This window comes from Rivularia sp. UHCC 0363 (assembly GCF_034931125.1).
Taxonomy (GTDB): Bacteria; Cyanobacteriota; Cyanobacteriia; order Cyanobacteriales; family Nostocaceae; genus Rivularia.
The window spans coordinates 63,183-85,632 of the sequence record NZ_JAYGHM010000033.1 but is presented as its reverse complement, the minus strand read 5'-3'; the positions used below and the strand labels follow the sequence as shown (position 1 = coordinate 85,632).

At 36.9% G+C, this 22,450-nt stretch carries 24 protein-coding genes and 1 pseudogene; 16 read left to right on the top strand and 9 right to left on the bottom strand.

Annotated elements, in window-relative coordinates; all coding sequences use genetic code 11:
* Window positions 1-561 precede the first annotated feature (561 nt).
* The 3 genes from VB797_RS19330 to VB797_RS19320 all read left to right on the top strand — a co-directional run bounded on the left by VB797_RS19330 (window position 562) and on the right by VB797_RS19320 (window position 2,564).
* A complete protein-coding gene (locus VB797_RS19330) occupies window positions 562-987 on the top strand; it encodes a VOC family protein (RefSeq protein WP_323239356.1) in 426 nt (141 codons plus the stop codon).
* 96 nt (window positions 988-1,083) lie between these two features.
* Window positions 1,084-1,950, top strand: a complete 867-nt coding sequence (nadC, locus tag VB797_RS19325; RefSeq protein ID WP_323239355.1) for a carboxylating nicotinate-nucleotide diphosphorylase — start codon at window positions 1,084-1,086, stop codon at window positions 1,948-1,950.
* Window positions 1,951-2,090: 140 nt separating this feature from the next.
* Window positions 2,091-2,564, top strand: coding sequence for a hypothetical protein (locus tag VB797_RS19320; protein WP_323239354.1), 474 nt, complete (start codon window positions 2,091-2,093; stop codon window positions 2,562-2,564).
* A gap of 13 nt (window positions 2,565-2,577) precedes the next feature.
* Here the strand turns inward: VB797_RS19320 and VB797_RS19315 are convergent.
* Window positions 2,578-3,124 (bottom strand): annotated as a pseudogene (locus tag VB797_RS19315) (Uma2 family endonuclease).
* 80 nt (window positions 3,125-3,204) lie between these two features.
* Window positions 3,205-4,179, bottom strand: a complete 975-nt coding sequence (locus tag VB797_RS19310; protein WP_323239353.1) for an endonuclease/exonuclease/phosphatase family protein — start codon at window positions 4,177-4,179, stop codon at window positions 3,205-3,207.
* A gap of 705 nt (window positions 4,180-4,884) precedes the next feature.
* Between VB797_RS19310 and VB797_RS19305 the strand changes: the two genes are divergently transcribed.
* Window positions 4,885-6,639, top strand: a complete 1,755-nt coding sequence (locus tag VB797_RS19305; protein ID WP_323239352.1) for a sensor histidine kinase — start codon at window positions 4,885-4,887, stop codon at window positions 6,637-6,639.
* A gap of 20 nt (window positions 6,640-6,659) precedes the next feature.
* On the opposite strand, the gene VB797_RS19300 is transcribed toward VB797_RS19305, so the two are convergent.
* The 3 genes from VB797_RS19300 to VB797_RS19290 form a co-directional block, all read right to left on the bottom strand.
* Window positions 6,660-7,811 (bottom strand): WD40 repeat domain-containing protein, encoded by a 1,152-nt coding sequence (locus VB797_RS19300; protein WP_323239351.1) that lies wholly within the window; start codon window positions 7,809-7,811, stop codon window positions 6,660-6,662.
* 131 nt (window positions 7,812-7,942) lie between these two features.
* Complete coding sequence (locus VB797_RS19295) at window positions 7,943-8,236, bottom strand: hypothetical protein (RefSeq protein WP_323239350.1); 294 nt, start codon at window positions 8,234-8,236, stop codon at window positions 7,943-7,945.
* 437 nt (window positions 8,237-8,673) lie between these two features.
* On the bottom strand, window positions 8,674-8,850 hold the full coding sequence (locus VB797_RS19290) for a hypothetical protein (RefSeq protein WP_323239349.1): 177 nt from the start codon (window positions 8,848-8,850) through the stop codon (window positions 8,674-8,676).
* Window positions 8,851-9,141: 291 nt separating this feature from the next.
* On the opposite strand from VB797_RS19290, the gene ald reads away from it, so the two are divergent.
* Window positions 9,142-10,230 (top strand): alanine dehydrogenase, encoded by a 1,089-nt coding sequence (gene ald / locus VB797_RS19285; RefSeq protein ID WP_323239348.1) that lies wholly within the window; start codon window positions 9,142-9,144, stop codon window positions 10,228-10,230.
* Window positions 10,231-10,300: 70 nt separating this feature from the next.
* Here the strand turns inward: ald and VB797_RS19280 are convergent, their stop codons facing one another.
* The 4 genes from VB797_RS19280 to VB797_RS19265 all read right to left on the bottom strand — a co-directional run bounded on the left by VB797_RS19280 (window position 10,301) and on the right by VB797_RS19265 (window position 14,519).
* Complete coding sequence (locus VB797_RS19280; RefSeq protein WP_323239347.1) at window positions 10,301-10,930, bottom strand: hypothetical protein; 630 nt, start codon at window positions 10,928-10,930, stop codon at window positions 10,301-10,303.
* A gap of 113 nt (window positions 10,931-11,043) precedes the next feature.
* Complete coding sequence (locus VB797_RS19275; protein WP_323239346.1) at window positions 11,044-12,093, bottom strand: DUF389 domain-containing protein; 1,050 nt, start codon at window positions 12,091-12,093, stop codon at window positions 11,044-11,046.
* Between the two features lie 236 nt (window positions 12,094-12,329).
* Window positions 12,330-12,719, bottom strand: a complete 390-nt coding sequence (locus tag VB797_RS19270) for a hypothetical protein (protein ID WP_323239345.1) — start codon at window positions 12,717-12,719, stop codon at window positions 12,330-12,332.
* A gap of 330 nt (window positions 12,720-13,049) precedes the next feature.
* Window positions 13,050-14,519, bottom strand: coding sequence for a CoA-acylating methylmalonate-semialdehyde dehydrogenase (locus tag VB797_RS19265; protein WP_323239344.1), 1,470 nt, complete (start codon window positions 14,517-14,519; stop codon window positions 13,050-13,052).
* 563 nt (window positions 14,520-15,082) lie between these two features.
* On the opposite strand from VB797_RS19265, the gene VB797_RS19260 reads away from it, so the two are divergent.
* The 11 genes from VB797_RS19260 (at window position 15,083) to VB797_RS19210 (ending at window position 22,284) form a co-directional block, all read left to right on the top strand.
* Window positions 15,083-16,366 carry a serine hydrolase gene (locus VB797_RS19260; protein WP_323239343.1) on the top strand — a complete coding sequence of 428 codons (1,284 nt, stop codon included), beginning with the start codon at window positions 15,083-15,085 and terminating at the stop codon, window positions 16,364-16,366.
* A gap of 213 nt (window positions 16,367-16,579) precedes the next feature.
* Window positions 16,580-17,131, top strand: coding sequence for a Uma2 family endonuclease (locus VB797_RS19255; RefSeq protein WP_323239342.1), 552 nt, complete (start codon window positions 16,580-16,582; stop codon window positions 17,129-17,131).
* A 71-nt stretch (window positions 17,132-17,202) separates the two neighbouring features.
* Window positions 17,203-17,475 (top strand): hypothetical protein, encoded by a 273-nt coding sequence (locus VB797_RS19250; RefSeq protein ID WP_323239341.1) that lies wholly within the window; start codon window positions 17,203-17,205, stop codon window positions 17,473-17,475.
* 222 nt (window positions 17,476-17,697) lie between these two features.
* Window positions 17,698-17,904, top strand: coding sequence for a hypothetical protein (locus VB797_RS19245; RefSeq protein WP_323239340.1), 207 nt, complete (start codon window positions 17,698-17,700; stop codon window positions 17,902-17,904).
* Window positions 17,905-18,361: 457 nt separating this feature from the next.
* Window positions 18,362-18,700 carry a cation:proton antiporter subunit C gene (locus VB797_RS19240; RefSeq protein ID WP_323239339.1) on the top strand — a complete coding sequence of 113 codons (339 nt, stop codon included), beginning with the start codon at window positions 18,362-18,364 and terminating at the stop codon, window positions 18,698-18,700.
* Window positions 18,697-20,133: a cation:proton antiporter gene (locus VB797_RS19235; protein ID WP_323239338.1), complete on the top strand. Its 1,437-nt coding sequence runs from the start codon at window positions 18,697-18,699 to the stop codon at window positions 20,131-20,133. The genes VB797_RS19240 and VB797_RS19235 overlap by 4 nt, the downstream gene beginning before the upstream one ends.
* Window positions 20,118-20,510: a Na+/H+ antiporter subunit E gene (locus VB797_RS19230; RefSeq protein ID WP_323239337.1), complete on the top strand. Its 393-nt coding sequence runs from the start codon at window positions 20,118-20,120 to the stop codon at window positions 20,508-20,510. Before VB797_RS19235 ends, VB797_RS19230 begins: the two co-directional genes overlap by 16 nt.
* Window positions 20,503-20,760 carry a hypothetical protein gene (locus VB797_RS19225; RefSeq protein WP_323239336.1) on the top strand — a complete coding sequence of 86 codons (258 nt, stop codon included), beginning with the start codon at window positions 20,503-20,505 and terminating at the stop codon, window positions 20,758-20,760. The genes VB797_RS19230 and VB797_RS19225 overlap by 8 nt, the downstream gene beginning before the upstream one ends.
* Before the next feature lie 2 nt (window positions 20,761-20,762).
* On the top strand, window positions 20,763-21,038 hold the full coding sequence (locus VB797_RS19220) for a monovalent cation/H(+) antiporter subunit G (protein ID WP_323239358.1): 276 nt from the start codon (window positions 20,763-20,765) through the stop codon (window positions 21,036-21,038).
* Window positions 21,035-21,628 (top strand): DUF4040 domain-containing protein, encoded by a 594-nt coding sequence (locus VB797_RS19215; RefSeq protein ID WP_323239335.1) that lies wholly within the window; start codon window positions 21,035-21,037, stop codon window positions 21,626-21,628. The genes VB797_RS19220 and VB797_RS19215 overlap by 4 nt, the downstream gene beginning before the upstream one ends.
* Window positions 21,625-22,284 (top strand): Na(+)/H(+) antiporter subunit B, encoded by a 660-nt coding sequence (locus tag VB797_RS19210; protein ID WP_323239334.1) that lies wholly within the window; start codon window positions 21,625-21,627, stop codon window positions 22,282-22,284. Before VB797_RS19215 ends, VB797_RS19210 begins: the two co-directional genes overlap by 4 nt.
* Window positions 22,285-22,450: the final 166 nt, after the last annotated feature.

Below are 22,450 nucleotides of genomic sequence, written 5' to 3'. Positions count from 1 at the left end.
AAATAGTACCGAGAAAATATAATTGTGTCAACACTTTTTTCAAAGTTTTTTGAAATTATTTTTTTGTGCGTAGCTGAAATCCTTGTATGAAGAGGGTTTTGGGCTATATTTTTTTATTTTTTTTTTGAAAAAAGTCTTCCGTGGGAATGAGTTTTGTTGGTTTTTGCAGTTTTGGAAAGGTCAACTACCAGATTTTAAGTTTTAACTAGCAATTTCAGTTGAACCCACGTCTACATAAATAAAGTCCTCTGCCACGCCGTACTATATATAAAGAAGCAATTGCCCCGGGCTAGCAATTATCGAATATGTTCTAACTTCAGAAACATTTTCTAGAAAGGGTAGGCTGCTTCTTCGTTGCAAGGCGATCGCCTTAGATAGCGCCATACAAGCGAAGTCCGTGCGTGTAATCGATATATATAGAGATTTCGAGTAAATCAAAATTTGGAAGTGGAGTATTTTGTTAAGGTTTTAAGCCATTTAGTTAAAGATATTTGTTATTCAGGGAGTGCAAAGCACTAGAGGTGAGATAATTTAGTATTGATGAACTAATTAAACTGCCTTATGAGACAGAAATTAAATATAGTGACTCTGGGAGTCAAAGATTTAGAGCGCTCTTTGAAATTCTATGTAGATGGATTGGGATGGAAGTTTTCGAGCGTTAGTACAGAAAATATTGCGTTTTTCCAAATGGGTGGTACTGTCTTCGCACTATATCCACGAGATAAATTGGCTGAAGATGCAAAAATTAACTCAGATAGTAGCGGCTTTTCTGGAATCACTCTTGCCTACAACGCTAAGAAAGAAGCAGAAGTAGCCAAAGTATTGGAACAGGTGGAAAGTTTAGGAGCAACTATCGTCAAAAAAGCAGAAAAAGTGTTTTGGGGTGGCTATAGCGGATATTTCGCGGATTTTGACGGACATCTATGGGAAGTAGCTTGGAATCCCTTTTTTAAGTTTGATGAGTCGGATAATCTCGTACTACCTTAAGAATAGGAAACGCATTCATTTTTTAGTTATCAATTGTAAGAAGGCTCACACCATATTTCTAAATTCGTGTTGAGATGAATTACTAAAGCAATTTTTATGAAAATCACAACCGCTGTGCTACCTCCGTTGATTATCTTGGATGACTATCTTAAAGAGTGGTTGCAAGAAGATATTGGTAGAGGTGATCGCACTACACAAAGTTTACTAATTCAAAATGTAACCTCCGGTAACGCGCAGTGGATAGCCAAGGCTGACGGAGTAATTGCTGGATTACCTATTGCGGGTAGAGTATTTCAACTTCTAAATGAGAAAGTTGATTTTACCCCGTTGGTGTGTGAAGGAGAATATTGTCAGTCAGGAACAGCGATCGCAAAAATCCAAGGTTCTTTCGATGCTTTATTAACCGGGGAAAGGGTAGCTTTGAATTTGGCAATGCGTTTGAGTGGTATTGCAACATTGACTCGCAAGTATGTAGAACAAATTGCGGATTTACCGACTTCATTTGTAGATACTCGCAAGACTACACCAGGTTTGAGAATATTGGAAAAGTACGCGACTCAAGTTGGTGGTGCGATCAATCATCGTATGGGTTTGGATGATGCGGTAATGATTAAAGATAACCATATTGCAGTTGCGGGTGGAATTGGCAAAGCAATAACTTGTATTCGTTCGCGGATACCTTATCCTTTAACCATAGAAATAGAGACAGAAAATTTAGAGCAAGTAAAAGCAGCTTTAGAATATGAAGCCGACATTATTATGTTGGATAATATGAAACTGGATATGATGCGTCAAGCTGTGGAAGTTATTCGCGAGCATAATAATAGAGTGAAAATAGAAGCCTCTGGTAACGTAAATCTGGAAACTATTCGCGTTATAGCTGAAACTGGAGTTGACTATATATCAAGTAGTGCGCCGATTACTCAGTCAAAATGGTTAGATTTAAGTATGAAAATTAGTTAAGTCCCCGTGCAAAATAAATTTCACATTTTGTCTAGATAGGGAACAATTATGTAAGTATAATTTTGCTTAGCTACGTAAATACGAAGGCTGTTTATAAAAACGATGTCAACACCATACTAATTACCTGAAAAGATTTTATTATGGGCAAGAAAAATAATTTCCGAAAAACTTGGAAAACCTTGACTGAATTAGGTCAAGAATTTGGAGTATCAGCAATCAAATTTGGTAATCTACTTAAGCAACATGGATTACGCGAAAAGGATGGTGAACCAACTCAATTAGCAAAAGACGGTGTTTTCTTTGAGGAAATTACGCCCTCCGAAGGTAAGCCTTATTACTTGTGGCACCGTAAAAAAACATCTGAATACCTTATTGCCAAAGGTGTAGAGAAAAACGGTGTATCAGCCAAAGATGCTGAAAAAATGACTGAGACTCGCAAGCTAGCACGTTCTTACATGGAAGCTCAAAAGCTAGATGATGAAGGTTCTAAGCTTGGTTATATAATGCTTTGTGAAATAGTAGACGATATTAAAAAAGTTGGTTTAGAAGAATTTAATCAAGCTCTGAAGTCAGTTGGTTATAAAGGTGAGGAAGTTACTTTAGAAGGTTGGTGAAATAAGCTGTTTATCAATTACTTACAATCATGTCTACAGATACAGCCACATCTGGGAATGCTAAGGGATAAATTGTCCCTTCAATTATTGTAGATTTTGAAGCATATTCTCCGTCTTGTGGTTCTCTAAATACAATCAACTGTCTTTTTTTGAGATTTACCACCCAGTATTCAAGAATACCGACTTCAGCGTAAATTTTAGTTTTCGTTTCCAAGTCTTTCTCTAAGCTGGAATTGGAATACTCAATTAACCAGAAAATATTTTCAGGATATGGATGATGTTCTAAATATTCGCGTCCTAAAGGTTGCGCGATCGCAATATCGGGTTCGGGTTCGGAATTATTTGGAAGCGTAATCGGTTTTGCTGGACGAACTTTTACACGATTACCTAATAACTGAATATTCCCCAGCTTCGGTACTAAAATAAGCGTGTGGTTCCCCTTCCGGTGACATTTCTACAATTTTTCCCTTGAGTAATTCTATGCGACGATTGTCAAATATTCCCGCTTCAATCATCTGGTGATATTCTTCTATCGTCCATTTGGCTAAAGTTACTGTCATACTAATTTCCCCATACAACCATATAATTTAATGCCGCTCTAATTAATATTTTACCTAAAAGTAATCTTGCCAGCTTTGCTTTATTTAACAAGCTGCAATTTCGCAATTACTGGAAGATGATCTGAACCTGCGTGTTTTCCAACATAACCATCTATTGCTTGAAGTTGTTTTGTATGCCATATATAATCAATTCTGGCAATAGGAAAAAATCTACCTCGGGATGTATGTCCCAAACCCCACCCTACTTCACGAAAGCTATCGTTCATTACATCGTACATTTGAGAATAGGTTTCTGATGTATCGGTAAAATTACAGTCGCACATAACTATTAGCGGCTGATTATATTGTTTTACGATATTACTTAAATAAGATACTTCCGCAGCGCGACTGGTATACCAATATTTAGCTAACTTCAAAAATTTATAGAGGGGGTAACTCGGAGTTAAATGTGCAACTATTGCGTCTATTGATTCTCCATTATTTAAACGAAGCGTTACTTGAATTGCACGTTGTATGGGTGGTGCGGGTAAAGCGATAAATTTGTCAATGGGAAAACGACTTAAAATACCTACATTGTGCGAAAGTTCAACCGGATGGAAAGCATGATAAGGATAGTCTTTCGCAAAGCGTTTAATTAAAATTGGTACTGTTTGCGATCGCACTTCTTGTAAACCGATAATATCAGGGTTATTTTCAGTTACCATTTTAGTGATTGAATCATAATCAACATTATTAAACAGCATATTAAAGGTCATTGCTTTGATAATCGGTTGATTTTGTGAGACAGGAGTTGATAAAGACGGTAGAAAAAAGGAACTGTACAAACCAATAAATAGACCCAAAGGAAAGCAAAGTCCCAAAAATAAGCGCCATCTACGAAACAAAAGCGCAAATGGTAAAAATACAATTAATGGCACAAATATATATAGCGCTACAGTATTAATTAACGCTAACCACCATAGACTATCAAAGAAAAGAAAGCGTAGTGAAATCCATACACAAAATAAAATAACGTAAAGCCATGCAAGGGAAGAAGTAAAGGTAGAAAATTTCATTCAAATAATACAAGATAAAATAATGCTCGTTTTAAAGTAACATTTATCCTATCTTTTTACAGTTATATAAAATATATTTATCTAGTCTTTTTTTATTTATTTGCAAAATAAATCATCTATAATTCATCACTATACAAAATCTATGAGTTATCTAGTTCGCAATATTATTTTGTATTTTAAAAAACTAATTATTTGTTCTTTGCAACATTCTTTAAAGTCATAGAATAATTAGACTTGGTTTATGATTCTGACTCGCTTTAAATAGAGAATAGGAAACAGTTGAGTGTACTGGTTTTTTAAGCATTAAGCGCACACTAAGCTAAAAAAATGGCTTTTCAGTACATAATATGCCAAATTATTAGTTAAATATTAAAATCGTACTCTTTGATAAGGGTTTGAACGCTAAAACCATAAAAAAGCTAAAATTGTTAATAAAAAAGGTTTATTTTTTTATACAGCATACCTTACAAGTTTTAGACGATGACTTTTAGCATAGTAAGTACTGAAGAGCCAAAAAAATCAACTATAAGTCCTATATAAAATAAATTTTCTAGAGATAAAAATCATCAATAAACTCGCAAAAATTATTTATCCGCAATAATCGAGATTTTTGATAGAAAACACTCAAAAATGGGCAAACTAAACTTATACGCGAGAGTCGGGAAACTTTAAGTAATTTTAATTCAGGGTTAAATCAAAAACACCATGTATGACTTAACTAAATTTACTCTTAGAGATATGTCAGAATGTGGCTTTGCGCTACGTAACACCGCTCATAAAGCTGATTGTATGGAAGATGTTAGTAATCTAGCAATCAAATATTTCTACGAACATTTAGTTAATAAAAATAGTGGAGAAAAAAGCTGTGTTTTGATACGTTTCTTTAAAACCCACTCCTACGGGAAACTACCTCCCGAATTACAAGAATATGCACAGAATATATTAGGTAAAAATCAAATTGCAGATGATTTAAAATGTTTAACTTTACTTGCTACTGCTGGTGAACTTCCAGAGTGGAACTCTCGATACAAATCTATAGGACATAAAGCAATACCACTTGCAAATGAAGATACCATACATCGTATACCGATGATTTCTCAATTAATTAAACAACTTGGGTTAAATCCAGGGATAGTATTACAATCCGACCCAAATCTATTAATTGATATCGAACAAAATATGTACAACGTCTTTTACGTTGAGAATGCTTTGAGTAGTCCCTATATTTCTTCTCAAAAATCATTTGTAATTCCCTTTGGAGTAAAATCTGTAATTGGATTTGGGGGATTATTACCTTCGGGAGATATGTTTACAATTCTAATGTTTTTGAGAGTAATAGTTCCACATACAATGGTAGAATTAATCCGTCCTTTAGCATTGAATGTCAAAACGGCTATTCTCCCATTTGACGATGGTAAGATTTTTAGTAAATCTATAGAAAATCCTTTAACTGAAAATAATATTTTACAGCGACTTAATTCGCAAATTGGCACATTGAATCAATTGTTGGATGTTTCCGAACAATCTACTATAACTCAGTCAGACCGTTTAGAAAAAGCGATAAATAATCTTGAGCAAGCTTTAAAACAACTGCAAAAAACTCAAATTCAGCTAGTTCATAATGAAAAAATGTCTGGTTTGGGTCAAATGGTTGCAGGTATTGCTCATGAAATTAATAATCCTGTTAACTTTGTTAATGCAAATCTTGCTTATGTTGAGCAATATAGCGAAACTTTACTTAAATTAGTCGAAATATATCAACAGCAATATCCCGATTATCCAGAAAAAATTCAACAACAGATTGACGTTGAAGAATTAGATTTTATCAAGTCAGATTTTCATAAAATCACTAAGTCAATGAAAGTAGGAACCGAACGCATTCAAGGAATTGTTAAATCCTTAAGAATCTTTTCTAGATTGGATGAAGCAGAACTTAAACAAGCTGATATTCATCAAGGTATTGATAGTACTTTAATGATTTTACAAAGTCGTTTAAAAGCTCAATCGAGTCATCATAATATTGAAGTAATTAAAGAGTATGGAAAATTACCTCAAGTATATTGCTATCCCGGTCAATTAAATCAAGTCTTTATGAATATTATCGCGAATGCAATTGATGCTTTAGAAGAAGAAATAGGTCATAGAGGATGGACAAAAGAAGATATCACGAAAGATGTTTTTAAAAACTTTGAAATTCGTATTCGTACTGAAGTTATAGATAATAAATGGGTATCTATCCAGATTTTGGACAATGGTTCGGGGATGACAGAAGAAGTACTTGCCAAATTATTTGATCCGTTTTTTACAACTAAACAAGTAGGAAAAGGTACGGGATTGGGTTTATCTATCAGCTATCAAATTATAGTAGAAAAACATTGCGGACAACTTGTTTGTAATTCCGTACTTGGAAAAGGAACAGAATTTGCAATTAAAATTCCGCTTGTTTTGGATAAAAAATAAGTTATTTTAATCTTTAATCTTTAATCTTTAACTTTAATCTGTAATCCTGCATTAACTGCTGCTGGTTGACCTTCCCAAATGATAACTGTTTTATCAAAGCTACCACTAGCAAGGGTTTTCCCATCTGGACTAAAAACAAGCGAACTTACCCAGTCGGAATGTCCGTAAAGTGAATTCAATAAACTACCTGTTGTTAAATCCCACAGCTTGATACCATCTTTTCCACCACTAGCAAGAGTTTTTCCGTCTGGATTAATCGCGATCGCAATCACCGAGTTATTATGTCCGGTGAAAGTTTGCAGCACTTCTCCCGAATTGAAATTCCACATTTTTACAGTGCGATCGCTACTAGCAGTAATAATACTATTTCCATTGGGGGTAAAGGCTATAGCGTTGATTTCCCGTGAATGAACTTTAAATCCGCGAATTAATCTTCCAGTTGGTAAATCCCACAGTTTGACAACTCCTTTGTTATCTCCACTTGCTAACGTTGTACCGTCAGGACTAATAGCTACCGCATGAATCAAATTATTAAAACGTGCTAATGTCGCTAAAGGACGTTGTTGTAATAAGTCCCATACTCTAATTCCATCCAAAGCACCGCTGACAAGAATTTTACTGTCTGGAGTTACGGCTATTGATAGTACGTTGCTACTATGTCCTCGAAAAGAGCGGATATATTTATAGTTGTCTAAACTCCAAATATTGATGGTGTTGTCAGTACTACAGCTAACTAAATGTTTACCATCTGGTGAGATCGATAATCCCTGTATCGATTGTTGATGAGCTTTACGAATCTCACCCAGACGTTTATTCTTCTGCATATTCCACAAACGAATAATACCATCGCTGTCGGAACCACCACTGACAAGCATTCTACCGTCAGGACTAAAAGCTAAAGATTTAACGGCCCCAGTATGTCCTTTAAAAGTATGCTTTAACTGAGGATTTGCAAAATTACTTGCTGCAATTTCAGCTACAGTAACTTGTGCAGTAGCCAAATTCGCCGATGGTAACTGAGTAATACCAATAATACCAACTGTACTTATCAAAACCGTACTCAGCTTTTTTGTGAAAAATATTTTAGATTTAGAAGCCAAAATCTCAGATGAAACCGCATCAATCAATTTAAATTTTAGAAACTTTATAAAATTATGACCAAATCTTTTCATAAATAATACATTTATTGGGTAAATACCCTTAAAAAGCACAAAGGAGGGAAACCCTCCTTCAAATCTATTTTGCCTTTTTAATCCTTGAATTGACAATAGAATATATTTAGATGATTTTTAGGTCCGAGTTGTTATTGCGGTGGTTTTTTCTTGGATATACTCAGCATTGGTAAAGCAGATTTTGAAGAATGCGCTGGTAAGTATAACTGTTTTACAGGTTCTTCATTTTGCATGACACGTTGCTCAATCTTCCACCATCTTACTATTAAGGCTATTCCAGCTGTTCCTAAACCAAAAACGAACAGCGTCCAACTGTCATCGAATCCACCAATTAGCGCATCCACTATTCCCATCGTTATTAGTATGGTGATTAGCGGTTCTTTGCGGTAGGCTGATTTTACAATACGAGGAAATACAGCATTCATCACAGCGTGTTTTCAGTTCCCTGCTAGTATAAGTTTACTAATATAGCTTCTGCGTAATAAACGCTTTATATCAAAGCATTAATACTATTATAGAATTATTCAATAGGCAAGTAAGGAATTCCCCAAGTTTATGAAAAATTTAGGTTTCCTAAGTCTAATTATTATGCTGTTTATTTATATCTAACTGCAAGTTTAGAACAATACTCATTGAAAAAATAGTTGTCTATCGATAGAATTCTTGCGATTTTTTCAAAAAGCAATATTACCTTTGAAGGTATTTGTGATTTCAAACAAAAATAGTCAGTTGTAGTGGGAACATCTTGCTTCCTAACCTAGAAACCAAGACGATCGCACTACCTACTCAAAAAACTTATATCAAGAACTGGACTTGGTGAATATCATAGTTGCTCGCACAACATTATATATTGCGATCGCAACTACCTAAGTCCCAACCACGATAATACTCCTTGATTGGTTAGACATTCAATAGCTACCATGATTATAAAACCAATCATTGCAGCTCTACCGTTTAAACGTTCCGCATATTCATTAAATCCCAACTTTGGCTCTTCTACCTTTGGTGTAACAGTTGGTTGCGGTTGTTGTACTGTCATGAAAAATATCTCCTTAAACGATTTTGAAGCTGACCTCGATTTCGATCTTAGTGCTTAAGCTAAGAATTCATAATCAAGCCAATTTGATTACTTTTTACAAAATTTTACTATTTTTTATAAAACGTAACAAGATGATCGTAATGGCTTAAAAAACTGACGTAAACCCGATTTGAGCAAGAAGAAGGTATTTTACATGAAAATTGTAATATTTAATTCAGCATGGCTGCTATTTAATTGACACACTACAGTGAAAGCAACATAAAAAATAGTAAATTAATTTAGGAGGAGTATATGGAAATCGGTGTTCCCAAGGAAACAAAAGATAGAGAGTTTCGAGTTGGGTTAAGTCCTTCGAGCGTTAGGGTTTTAAAGGAAGCGGGTCATCATGTATTTGTAGAAACTCAAGCTGGTGCTGGTGCTGGATTTACGGATGATGATTATACAAGTGCAGGAGCAGAAATTGTTACCACACCTGAAGCTGCTTGGAATCGCGAATTAATTGTGAAAGTTAAAGAACCGCTTCAGTCTGAGTATCAGTTTTTGCAGAAAGGACAAATAATATTTACCTACTTACATTTAGCCGCAGATCGAAAATTAACCGAACATTTAATCGATTGTGGAGTAACTGCGATCGCTTACGAAACTGTAGAACTTCCAGGTGCTAATAAGTTACCTTTACTTACTCCTATGAGTATAATAGCCGGTCGTCTTGCTGTACAGTTTGGAGCCAGATACCTTGAGAGTCAGCAAGGTGGTAGGGGAGTACTTTTGGGGGGAGTTCCGGGAGTAAAGCCGGGTAAAGTCGTAATTTTGGGTGGTGGTGTAGTTGGTACAGAAGCCGCGAAAATTGCCGTTGGGATGGGTGCTACAGTCCAAATTTTAGATGTTAACGTCGATCGCTTATCTTATTTAGAAACTTTATTTGGTTCTAGAGTGGAACTGCTTTATAGTAATTCTGCTCATATTGAAGAATCTGTTCCTCAAGCGGACTTACTTATTGGTGCAGTTTTAATTTTAGGAAAACGAGCGCCTATTTTAGTATCTCGCGAATTGGTCAAAAAGATGAATCCCGGTACGGTAATTGTAGATGTTGCAGTTGACCAAGGTGGCTGTATTGAAACTTTACACCCTACATCTCATACGAATCCAGTTTATCTGGAAGAACAGGTAATACATTACGGAGTACCTAATATGCCAGGTGCCGTACCTTGGACTGCAACACAAGCATTGAATAATAGTACTTTACCTTATGTGCGGCAGTTAGCTTCGGAAGGAATAAAAGCCTTAGTTAATAATCCAGCATTAGCCAAAGGCTTAAACGTAGACCATCATAAAATTGTACACCCGGCAGTACAGTCAGTATTTCCGGATTTAGTTTAATTTAGTTTAGTCCGCAATTATTTTCACACCCCTTCCTGTATTTCCGTGGAGGGGATGATTATTTTTGCGTTCAAAATTTATCCTCAACTTCCACACCTTGTAAAATACCCACAATCACTTTTGTTAAATCATCCAAATCATCGGGGACTCTAAACAAATTAATATCTTGAATTATTGTCTGCTCAATTCTATTTAATTTACCAAATCTCCATACATCACCAATCGTCACCGCACCATAATAAATATTTTGTTCTTCAACTTGAGATAAAGCAATTAATTCCACCGCTAATTGAGTAAAACCTCTAGTCAAATCGTCATTCTTGGCTTCAATGACTAAAAAATGATTTTTTAGTTGTAATAAATAATCTAAATTCCCTTTTAGGATATTACTAACCCTTAGCGGATATTCTATTCGCATTTTACATTCACAATAGCGAATCACTTCTAAAAGCAAAGGAGACACTAAAGTTTCTCTCCTTGCAGTTTCATTGCTTAAACTTACGAAAGGTAAAATAGCTTTGATTTTTTGCTTTAATTCTGATGTTCGTAGCAATTCTTGAGTTGTTTTAGGTAAATTTAATTCCTGTATAATCAGCTTATAATCAAATTCAGCCAAAATTTCATCAGGTTCGTAAGCTAATTCAAAATAAGAACGAAAACTATAATCTCTACCTTCTTCTAGAATTTTTCTTTTCGACATTGTACAGCTTCCTACGAGATAATGGGAACTTCCAAATTGAAAAATCTTCCATTTTGTTTTATTATTGTTCCTAAATTAATCGTTAGTTTATCGAAAGTCTAAAAAATTCTATTCTAAAGTTTACTAGCTGGAAGCTCATATCGCTGAGTAGGGATTATTTGAACTTGAAAATTTATTGGTCTGTTCAATTTTGCTTGTAAAAACTCGTGAACTTCCTGCATCTGTTTATCAGTAATCGAACCAAGAGCAGCAGCTACTTCCATGTCAACAAAAAGTTGCTTTCCTTCTCGTCGGACTTTAATGCTTCTAATTTTTGTATCAGCGAAAGTCTGAGTTTTATTATAGAGTAAATAGGAAATTTGGCGGCGAGCTTGTTCTTGAACCAGCAATGTTTGTAACGAAAAACTTAAAGGTAAACCGAGGAGAATTACTGCTATAATCGATACGGTCAAACCCTGACGAGCCTTAATTAGGGAACCGTAACCTTGTGAAAGAAAGACTATTGCACCACTAAAAATAATGCCGGTTAAGTTAGCTAAAAACAGCAGACTTGAACCGATCGCAACCGAGTATGAATTCATCGCTAATCCGATCCCAACCACACTCAAAGGTGGAACTAATGCAACCGCGATCGCAACTCCCGGTAATGCATCAGCAATACTGCGTCTAGATTTTGCGTAAGCACCAGCAGCACCAGCAGCTAAAGCTACTCCCATATCGAGTAAAGTCGGACTAATTCTTCCCGCAATCTCCGAACCCAAAGTTCTAATCCCGACTCCTTTAGCAATCAAAAAAGAAATCGCAACAGTTAATAAAATACCTTTAATTAAAGTAAAAGTAGAACGCTTTAAAAGACGCTGGTTTGCTGCTACCATACTATAGGCGATCGCAATTATCGGTCCCATCAAAGGAGCAACGATCATCGCACCGATAATCGTTGCAGCACTATTTGCCAAAAGTCCAAAAGTTGCAATCACACCAGACAATGAAAGCAAAACATAAAAGCTGATTGAAGGAACTGCACCCCTCCACAAACTGCGGTTAAGTCCCGAAACCTGCATCGTTTTTTCAGCTAACCAAGGCCAATCTCCGCTATTGCTTTCCCATAACCATGAAAATTGTTGCTTACTCCAACCACCAAGTTTTTTAATTAGCAAAAGCATTAAGAATCGCCTTTATTTTAAATAAGCGGATCAAAAAAGTGAGCCATATTACAAATGCAGCTCGTATAAATTTAATCAGATTTTATTTACAACTGCTATCTCACCGAAGATGGAATTACAAATCAATCCGTGATATTTGTTCTCAGTCGGAAGATAGTCCGCTCAAAAAAATCAACATCGCTAACTTAGTCAACGATGTCGAATTAAATATAGTTTGAGAATAGTTAAAGAAAAAATTAGAACTTGATTCCCAATTGTCCGTTAATACCCCGACGTGTATTATAACCAGCACCAACAAACAAATTTTTGGTAGGACTAACCTGTACACCACCAGAAACGGCAATACCTTTACCTTCGGTATAGTATCCTAAGCCAACATAAGGAGAAATCTTCGGTAAAGGAAGAAATTGCAAGATATCTACACCAACAGCACCGTCTTCTCCTACTCCCAATTCCGCACCGTAATTTAAAGCCTTTGCACCCACAGCATAGGTAACATCACCATCTTTAGCACCAACAGACACCCAAGGTTGAGGAACTATCTGAGCATCAGCACGTTGGGGTGCAAATAAAGCGAGTAAACCCAAAGACGCAACTAATGTTTTACCGATAATAGCTATTTTCACATTCAACTCCTACACTACCTATAAAATAATTGTTTGATAGTAATTGAGTAACAGTGACGGATTTTAACTTGTTTCGGTGCCAGATTGTGAAAAATTTATGGAAAGATGGGATGGGGGGATGGGGGGATGGGGGGATGGGGGGATGGGGGGATGGGGGGATGGGGAGAAATAATTTATAACTCCTAAGTCCTAAATAATTTAATCCAAAATCCAAAATCCAAAATCCAAAATCCAAAATCCAAAATTCCCAATTACCAATTACCAATTACCAATTACCAATTACCAATTACCAATTCCCAATTCCCAATTCCCAATTCTCAATTCTCAATTTCAAAACTTTCTTGACCATTCATCTTTCCATCGTTCTACAACAACTTTGGTTTGAGTGAAGAATTCCACAGCATGATTTGCTTGTCCGTGTAAGTCTCCGAAAAAGCTTTGCTTCCAACCGCTGAAGGGAAAGAATGCCATTGGTGCAGCGACTCCGATGTTTATACCGATATTTCCCGCTTCGGCTTCGTAACGAAATTTACGCGCTGCTGCACCAGAAGAAGTAAATAAGCAAGCCATATTACCAAATTGACTCTTATTAATTAAAGAAATCGCTTCATCAAGATTATTTACGTGCATCAAACTCAATACAGGACCAAATATTTCTGTATTAGCAACTTCACTCAAAGGATTTACATCTTGTAGAATCGTCGGACGAATAAAATACCCTTGTCCGTAACCGGATATTTGGGGATTTCGACCATCAACTAATAAATTCGCACCCGATTCCACACCTTTTTCAATTAAATTTTCGATTCGGGCTTTACTTTGAGAATTAATTACAGTTCCCATTTCCACATTATCATCCAAACCATTACCGACAACTCGGTTAACTGCACTTTCGGCGATCGCCTTTGTAAATTCCTGTTTTGCTTCTCCTACAGTGATTGCGATCGAAGCCGCTAAACATCTTTGTCCCGCACAACCGAAAGCACTATCAGCAGCAATACGAGTTGTCGTCACCATATCCGCATCAGGTAAAACGATAATCGGATTTTTCGCACCACCTTGAGCCTGGATTCGTTTACCATTCACAGCACCCCAACTATAAATATATTTCGCGACAGGTGTAGAACCAACAAAACTAATGGCTTTAATTTGCGGATGTTCTAAAATTGCATCAACCGTGACTTTTGTCCCGTTGACCAAATTCACCACACCTTTAGGTAAACCAGTTTGTTCCAATAACTTAAAGATTTTCTGCATAGTCAGCGGTACCTTTTCCGAAGGTTTGACAATATAGGTATTACCGCAAGCGATCGCATAGGGTAGAAACCAAAAAGCAATCATCCCTGGAAAATTAAAAGGACAAATAGCCGCACACACCCCCAGTGGTTGACGAATCATCATTTCATCAATTCCCTGTGCAATATCTTCAGAATTAGTTCCCTGCATCATCATCGGGATACTGCAAGCAACTTCGACATTTTCAATCGCACGACGCATTTCTCCCCTTGACTCCGCTAAAGTCTTTCCGCATTCGAGAGTGATAGTTTGAGCGATATCTTCTAAATGTTCTTCTAATAGGAATTTGAGTAAAAATAAATATTGCACTCGTTGCGTTGCGGGAGTACGTCTCCAGGAAATAAAAGCTATTGCAGCAGATTCAGCAGCGCGATCGACCTCCGTTGCTGGAGATAAAGGAACTTTCGCGAGTACCTCTGTTGTAGCAGGATTGATAACTTCTAGGTGTTCCGTAGCGGTGGATGTTTGCCATTCACCGTTGATGTAATTAGGGAGGATATTCATAAGGTGTTTAGTAGAGCAATATCAATATATTATTCTTTTGACTAGCAGAGATTATTTTTTTTAACTAGCGAGCTTTTTAGATTTTCCTACCATTCAGGAGAACGGACACACTTCGTCAACGCACTAAAATTTTTTAAATTAACGAGCATCTTACTCGCATAAGAATTTTGCTTATTAAAACAATATTTAATACTTACAAGATGGCAACCAATTTAAATGGATTGAGATTATAGTATCAACATCTATTTATATTTTAGTAGTGCAAGCGTCTCGCTCCCGATATGTCTCAAGCTAGTAATATGTAATTTATATTTTCATGGGCATCATTTTACAACGCTATATTTTACTCTATGAAAAGTCCTTTAAGCCCTACTATAAAATAGATTCAGTTTTGATTGGAACCATTCATTTATATATACGTCTGAAAATAATTAAGCCTAAAAATATATATTAAAACTCAAGTTTAGATTTAGGATAATACTGGTATTTTTTTTCCGGATAATACATAGGTAAACTGAAAAGTTTATTCAAGTAAATACTCTGCTTGCTCGCAAATCATACACATGAGACTACGCTTTTTATTACTTAGCGCTATTAGCAGTGTTGTGCTGTTATCCTCTCCATTAAGAGCCGCTAACTTTCAATCTTGGTATTTTAATCCTACTCTAAATCAACTGGATTTAACTACAGATTCAGGAGTTCAACCGACAGCGTTTTTAATTAATAATCCGACGCGACTTGTAATTGACTTACCCGGTACGCAATTAGGTAAAGATACGATTCGTCAACAATTTAAGACCGCAGTCAAAGAAATTAGAGTCGGGAAAGTTGACGATAAAACGACCAGATTAGTAGTTGAATTAGCACCAGGTTACACAGTTTCTCCCGATAAACTATTAGTTCAAGGTGATACTGCTTCTCACTGGACGATTAATTTTTCATCTATTGATCGCGGAATCACTTCTAATCCGAATTCCGGTGAAGAAAAAATTCCCGTGCAGTTTCCCAAAGCTTCCTCCTTCGCAGGAGTTGTTCCTTTAGGAGGTCAAATATCACAACTCAATTCCCAAGTTAAAAGCTTAATGTCTCGCTACAGTTATTTAGATCCAGGAATGTTTTTCTTGGATTTGGAAACGGGAGATTATTTAGACATCAATGGAGAAAAGTCATTTCCCGCAGCTTCTACAATCAAACTTCCGCTTTTAGTTGCTTTATTTGAAGAAGTAGATGCAGGTAGAGTTAAATTAAATGAAACCGTAGTCATGCGACGCGATTTGATGACTGGAGGTTCCGGAACAATGCAGTATAGAAGTCCCGGAACTAAATTTAGTTTGATGGAAACTGTCACCAAAATGATTACCATCAGCGATAATACTGCTACTAATATGGTTATTGATCGCTTGGGTGGTAAAGCTAGATTAAATCAGCGGTTCCGTAATTGGGGACTGCAAAATACTGTCATCCGCAATCTACTTGGTGATTTCAAAGGAACTAATACTACTAGTCCCAAAGATTTAGCTAGAGTAGGAGCGCTGATTTCTAAAAATCAGTTATTAACTAGTACCAGTCGTGCTAAAGCTTTAGATATTATGTATCGCGTCGAGAATAAAGCTTATTTAGGAGTAGGTATTGGTAAAGGTGCCAAATTTGCTCACAAAACAGGAACTTTGGGAATTGTTCTTGGTGATGCAGGTATTGTGACAATGCCTAATGGTAAGCGTTATTTAGCCGGTATGATGGTGCGAAGACCTTTTGGTGATGTCCGCGCTAAGTCTTTTATTAACCAAGTTTCTCGACTGGTTTATGGATACATCAACAAACCTCAAGTAGGCAGTTTACCAAAATAAGTTTCTGTCTGAATTTATATTTTTTTAATGTAGAGATGAGGTGAAATATGCTTCGTCTCTACAATTTTTTTAGCGAAGAGGGATATAGCGCTTTTTAGTTGGATGGAATCCAGATGATTCATATTTAGTATTTGTTGTAAAGCATATTAAGCAGTGAATGCAAATCGGAATGAATGCTTTAACATGAATTTAGGAAATGATGAGGAAAAGTAAATGACTTTTATTGCTGCAAAGTGGACGGTTGAAGATTATCATCAAATGATTGCTGCTGGGATTTTGCGCGATCGCCAAGTTGAACTACTCAAAGGAGAAATTGTCCAAATGTCGCCAGAAGGAGAACCTCACGCTTATTGTAGCCATGAAGCAGGCAAGTATTTAACTTTGTTATTAGGTGAATGTGTTGAGGTTCGTCAAGCGAAACCAATTACTTTACCCAACGATTCGGAACCGGAACCCGATTTAGCCATTGTTCAACCTTTAGGCAGGGATTATCGAGAACATCATCCCTATGTAGAAAATATTTTTTGGGTAATTGAGTATTCCAATACTACTTTAGAGAAAGATTTGGAAATAAAAAGCAAAATTTATGCTGAAGCTGGAATTAAAGAGTATTGGGTTGTTAATCTGAAAAAATTGCATTTAATAGTATTCAGAGATCCATTAGATGGAGATTATGCGACTAAATTTACGCTAACTGCGGGAACAATTCAACCGATTGCATTTAGTGATGTTTCTGTTTTAGTTGAGCGGATTATTAATAAGTAATCAGTAATTGGTAATTAATAAAATTTAACGGTCACTTAATTATTTAATTGGAAATTTCAAGATAAAAAATCATGAATAAAGAAACTAATAAAATTTTAGAGACTTTAGAACTTTTATTAGAATCATGTCCTTGCATTAATATACCCGGACATGAAGATGGAGGATATATTTACCCTTTTGTTTGGGAGAAATCAAAGCAAGGGGAATTTAATGCATTAAATTTAAGTCTTTCCAAAGGATGGTTACAGCCTACAGATCATGATGCTATTCGTACAAGTTCGCAAGCTATAGAATATGCTAAATCTTTCAATAGCTTTTCTTTAAACGAAGACGAATTCTCCTAAACCCACGTAGGTAGGTTTCGCTAGTGTAGCCGCGTTCACCGAAGGTGTGCCGGAGACATATTCAATCAATCGCCAGGTTTTCTATCCTCAGCAAGCTTACACCTATCGAAATTTACGGTTACTATCACGGTGGATATAACGAAATTTACGAGCATCGTATGATTAACGTTACAGGAGAAAAATAAACAAGAAGTGATTGCGATCGCGCTTCAATCCGCAAATATGATAACGATAGAATCTGTGAATGTTGAATATTCGAGCAATCACGCTCGCAGCCGTAAAATAGATCAGTTCATGAATCAAATGCGATCGCCAACCAAATACAATATCGGCTTTTGGGATGTCGGTTACACCTATGAAGTTGCACAAACCCCTATTAGTGATTGGATCGGCTATAGCAGTTACAGCGAATTTGAATATAACCCTTAATAAAAATAGAACTTTCCATTTCACTCCAGTTTACCGTTGGTGCGTAATGCCACAACCCTTTGAATAACAATTCCCAAAACCAATTACTTGCTTTAAACACCAAAAAGCATTTATTCTAGATATAAGAAATTAATTAATTTTTAATATAGGAGGAAAAAGATCAAAACTGGTACTTGCATCACTTGCCCTATACCAACTCAAAAATGCTTTCCTTCTTGCTATTTTATGAAAAACTTATAAAAATCGGGATATGTAAAAATATCTAATCAAGACCCATTTTCAAGCAAAACCCGCTGATAACCAGATATTTGTCTTATTTGCACTCAATTAAGAAGTATTTTAATTGATAACTTTGCCTATATCTATTATCCAAGATATATCAAACTTCCATAGAGAAAAAGCAATACACTTCCTAAGAAATAATTATAAGTAAACCCTACAAAAAAAAGCAAACATTGTGTTAGAAGCATTTGTCCTCGCAACAATTTTATGTGGATTTTTGGGCATCATCTTTAAAAAAAATCTGGTGATGAAAATCGTCTCGATGGATGTAATGAGTACGGGGGTGATTGCTTATTATGTGACGATCGCATCGCGAAATGGCTTATTTTCACCGATTATCTCTACTACTTCCAGCCCCACTTATGCTGACCCAGTTCCTCAAGCGGTGATCTTAACAGGAATCGTCATCGGCTTTTCAATTCAAGCTTTGATGTTAGTGGGTGTAATGAAGTTAGCACGGGATAATCCGACTTTAGAAAGCAACGAGATTGAGAAGAACAATACCCCATCATGAACAATATTACGATCGCCTGGGTTGCTTTACCGTTTTTTCTCGGTTTCACAATTTATTTAATTCCTAAACTTGACCGCTATTTAGCACTCTTAGGAACAATTGCATCGTTTGCTTATGCGTTGGAGTTATTTGTCCAATCGCCATTAAACTTGCAGTTGCTCAACAGTTTTGGCGTAACTTTAACGGTGGATCGATTAAGCGGTTACTTTATATTAACCAACGCTTTAGTAACTGCCGCAGTCGTTTTGTACTGTTGGCGCAGCGATAAATCACCTTTTTTCTTTACCCAAGCCATTATTCTACACGGAAGCGTAAATGCAGCATTTGCCTGTACTGATTTTATTAGCTTATATGTAGCTTTAGAAGTCAGCGGAATTGCAGCATTTTTATTAATTGCTTATCCCCGTACTGACCGTTCGATTTGGGTTGGCTTGCGATATATGTTTATCAGCAATATATCCATGCTGTTTTATTTAATAGGAGCAGTACTGGTTTATCAAGCAAGTCATTCATTTAGTTTCATTGGTTTACGGGACGCACCACCAGAAGCTTTAGCTTTGATTTTTCTAGGACTTTTAGTTAAAGGAGGAGTGTTCGTATCCGGATGGTGGCTACCTTTAACCCACTCAGAATCAGAAACCCCCGTATCTGCATTGTTATCGGGAGTAGTAGTTAAAGCTGGAGTGTATCCCCTGGTAAGGTGTGCGTTAGTTGTCGGGGAAGTCGATCCAATTATCCGAATTTTCGGAGTCGCAACCGCTTTACTAGGAGTATTCTGCGCTATCTTTGAAAATGATACGAAGCGGATGCTGGCATTAAGTACAATCTCTCAATTAGGTTGGGTACTTGCAGTACCTCAAGAAGCTGGTTTTTACGCATTAGCGCATGGTTTGGGGAAATCAGCACTATTTTTAACGACGGGTAGCTTACCGAGTCGTAGCTTCAAGGAACTGCAACAAAGTAAAATTAGTACTCCGATTTGGATCGTATTAATTTTAGCGAGTCTCTCCATATCCGGTTTCCCGTTGCTCTGTGGATTTGGAGCAAAAGCTTTAACCATGAAAAATCTTCTACCTTGGCAAGTTATTCCCATGAACGTTGCAGTTGTGGGAACGGCAATAGTATATGCCAAATTCATCTTTTTACCCCACGCACAAAAAGAAAAACCAAAGCTGGGTTTTTGGGCTGCAATTATACTTCTGCTCGGCTGGTTGATTGTAGCAAATAGTTTTTATTTCCCAGCTTATACCGTCATAAATATCGCCAAAGCACTCGGAAAAATTGCTTTAGGTTGGTTGCTGTACTGGTTAATTTTTAAACGTATAGCTTTGAAATTACCTCGCGTACTCGAAGAATTCGACCATTTGATCGGTGTAATGAGCCTAACTTTGATTTTACTCTTCTGGATGGCATTTTCATGGTTGGACATTTAATATTACGACTTACTATTTGGTTTCTGCTGACATCGGATTTAAGTGCGGCAAATATCATCATCGGGGTAATTGTTGCCTTGCTTTTACCTCGTGGTTATCCATCTCCAGAAGCCTTGAAAGATTGGTTACAGGTTTTAGGGAAAATCATTGTGGCAATTCCCCAAGCATATATCGAAGCTGTGGAAATAATTATCCGTCCCCACGAATACGAAGATATTGTGCGGGAGCAAGTTCAAACAACGCGATCGCCAAGGTTAATTTTTCTCGATATATTTTTAATCACCTTTACCCCCAAGACTATCGTCTTTAAATACCGCCAAGATGGCTGGTACGAAGTACACCGAGTTAGACCGACGAGGGCAATAGAAGATGAATAATTTAATCTTAATTCCCATGCTGCTAGCTTTAATCATACCGATTTACGAAGCCTGGAAAGATGAAAGTATTTGGCAGACAATGTTAGCTTTTGCCAGCATTTCCAGTAAAACAGCCATAATCGCCCTTGTTGTGTCCGTATTGCGCGATGACTGGATGATTGGTGTAGTTGCAGCGATTATTCTAAGCGTCGGTAATGCCGGATTAATGTTATTAGCACAAATTATCAAACGCATGAGGGAAACATCATGAATATTATTGATATTATTAGCTACGCCTGTATTGCAATAGGCATCTTCTTTTGGTTCTGGGGTACATTTCCCCTATTAGGTAAACGCTCAGTCTTATTTAAACTACACAGCCTTTCCGTTGCAGATACTCTTGGCTCGATCGCGATTGTTTTCGGATTGCTGCTGAAAATCCCCAGTGAATGGCCTCTACTCATCCTCGTAATCATCACCTTAGCAATTTGGAACACCATGCTAGGGTACGTTTTGGCTTACTGTTCAAGTGCTGGGGAAGAAAAATGAACAATCTGGATATTTACGTTTATATAATTGTTGCTTTACTACCTATAACCGCTTGTTTAGTAGTATTTCAGGTTAATCCCTACCACGCTTTGGCATTACGAGGAATATTAGGCGCGATCGCGGCATTAGTATACGCAGTTTTGGCAGCCCCAGATGTCGCTTTAACCGAAGCATTAATGGGTACATTATTGGCAATTACCTTGTATGCCGTAGCAGTGCGATCGTCCTTAGTGTTACGTCTGGGAGTACTCGAAAATCGAACCAACCACCCAACAGAGGAATGTCCATTTCAGCAACTAATGGCAGAATTCCGCAAAATTCTTGATAAACGTCATATGCGGCTAGAAATAGTCATATACAACGACCTACAGGCATTACAGCGAGCGTTAATAGAAAAAGAAATCCATGCAACCTGTACCCGTTTATCAGTTGTAGATAACGATACTAAAGAAAAACCCTATCAAACCACAACTCGGATTCAGCGCATCTATGACATCATGCACACCGAACTTTCGTCTCCACAGACAATTCTGAGCTACGTAAATATATCAGATACTCATGTACCAAAATTAGAGGGTCAACATCTATGAAATGGGTTTATGTTGCCGCAGGGATTTTGTTATTTGTCAAAATGCTTATGGAAGCAAATCCAGATCCAGAAGCGTTAATGCCCATAGTCGAAACAGTTGTACAAGAAAGTGGAGTCCCGAACGCAGTTTCCGGTATCATTTTTCGGAATCGGTTGTACGATACTATCTTTGAAGTTGTGGTGTTTACAATTGCCATAATGGGAGCTAACTTTTTGCTAACCAATGAAAGACCATTTTGTACGATTTATCACTTTACCGACAGACCATCAATTATTTTAGCGCGGTTAGGAGCCACCATTGCGGCTTTAGTCGGGATTGAACTAGGAATTCGCGGACATCTCAGTCCAGGTGGTGGTTTCGCCGCTGGAGTTGCCGGAGGAACTGCGATCGGTTTAGTGGCAATCACCGCATCATCGGAATGGATGCAGGCAATTTACAAACGCTGGCACGCATCAAAATGGGAGAAAGTTTCAGCACTAGTTTTTATCGTGTTATCAGTAATTACTCTATGGGGATTTGAATTACCTCATGGAGAATTGGGTACATTATTTAGCGGTGGGATTTTACCTTTACTGAATTTTTTAGTTGCAATTAAAGTTGCTTTGGGTTCTTGGGCAGTGCTTTTAGTATTTATTCATTATCGGGGATTGTTATAGGGCATGGGGCATGGGGCATGGGGCATAAAACTCCGCGTCCCTTCTGTGCGAGACGCTTGGCGCACCTGCTGTCTTCCGCACACGTTTGATAGTATGCTAAATCTTCAGCAAAATCATCTAAAACACTTACTATATAAGGGTTTTAAAGTAATTTATTTGTATTGAT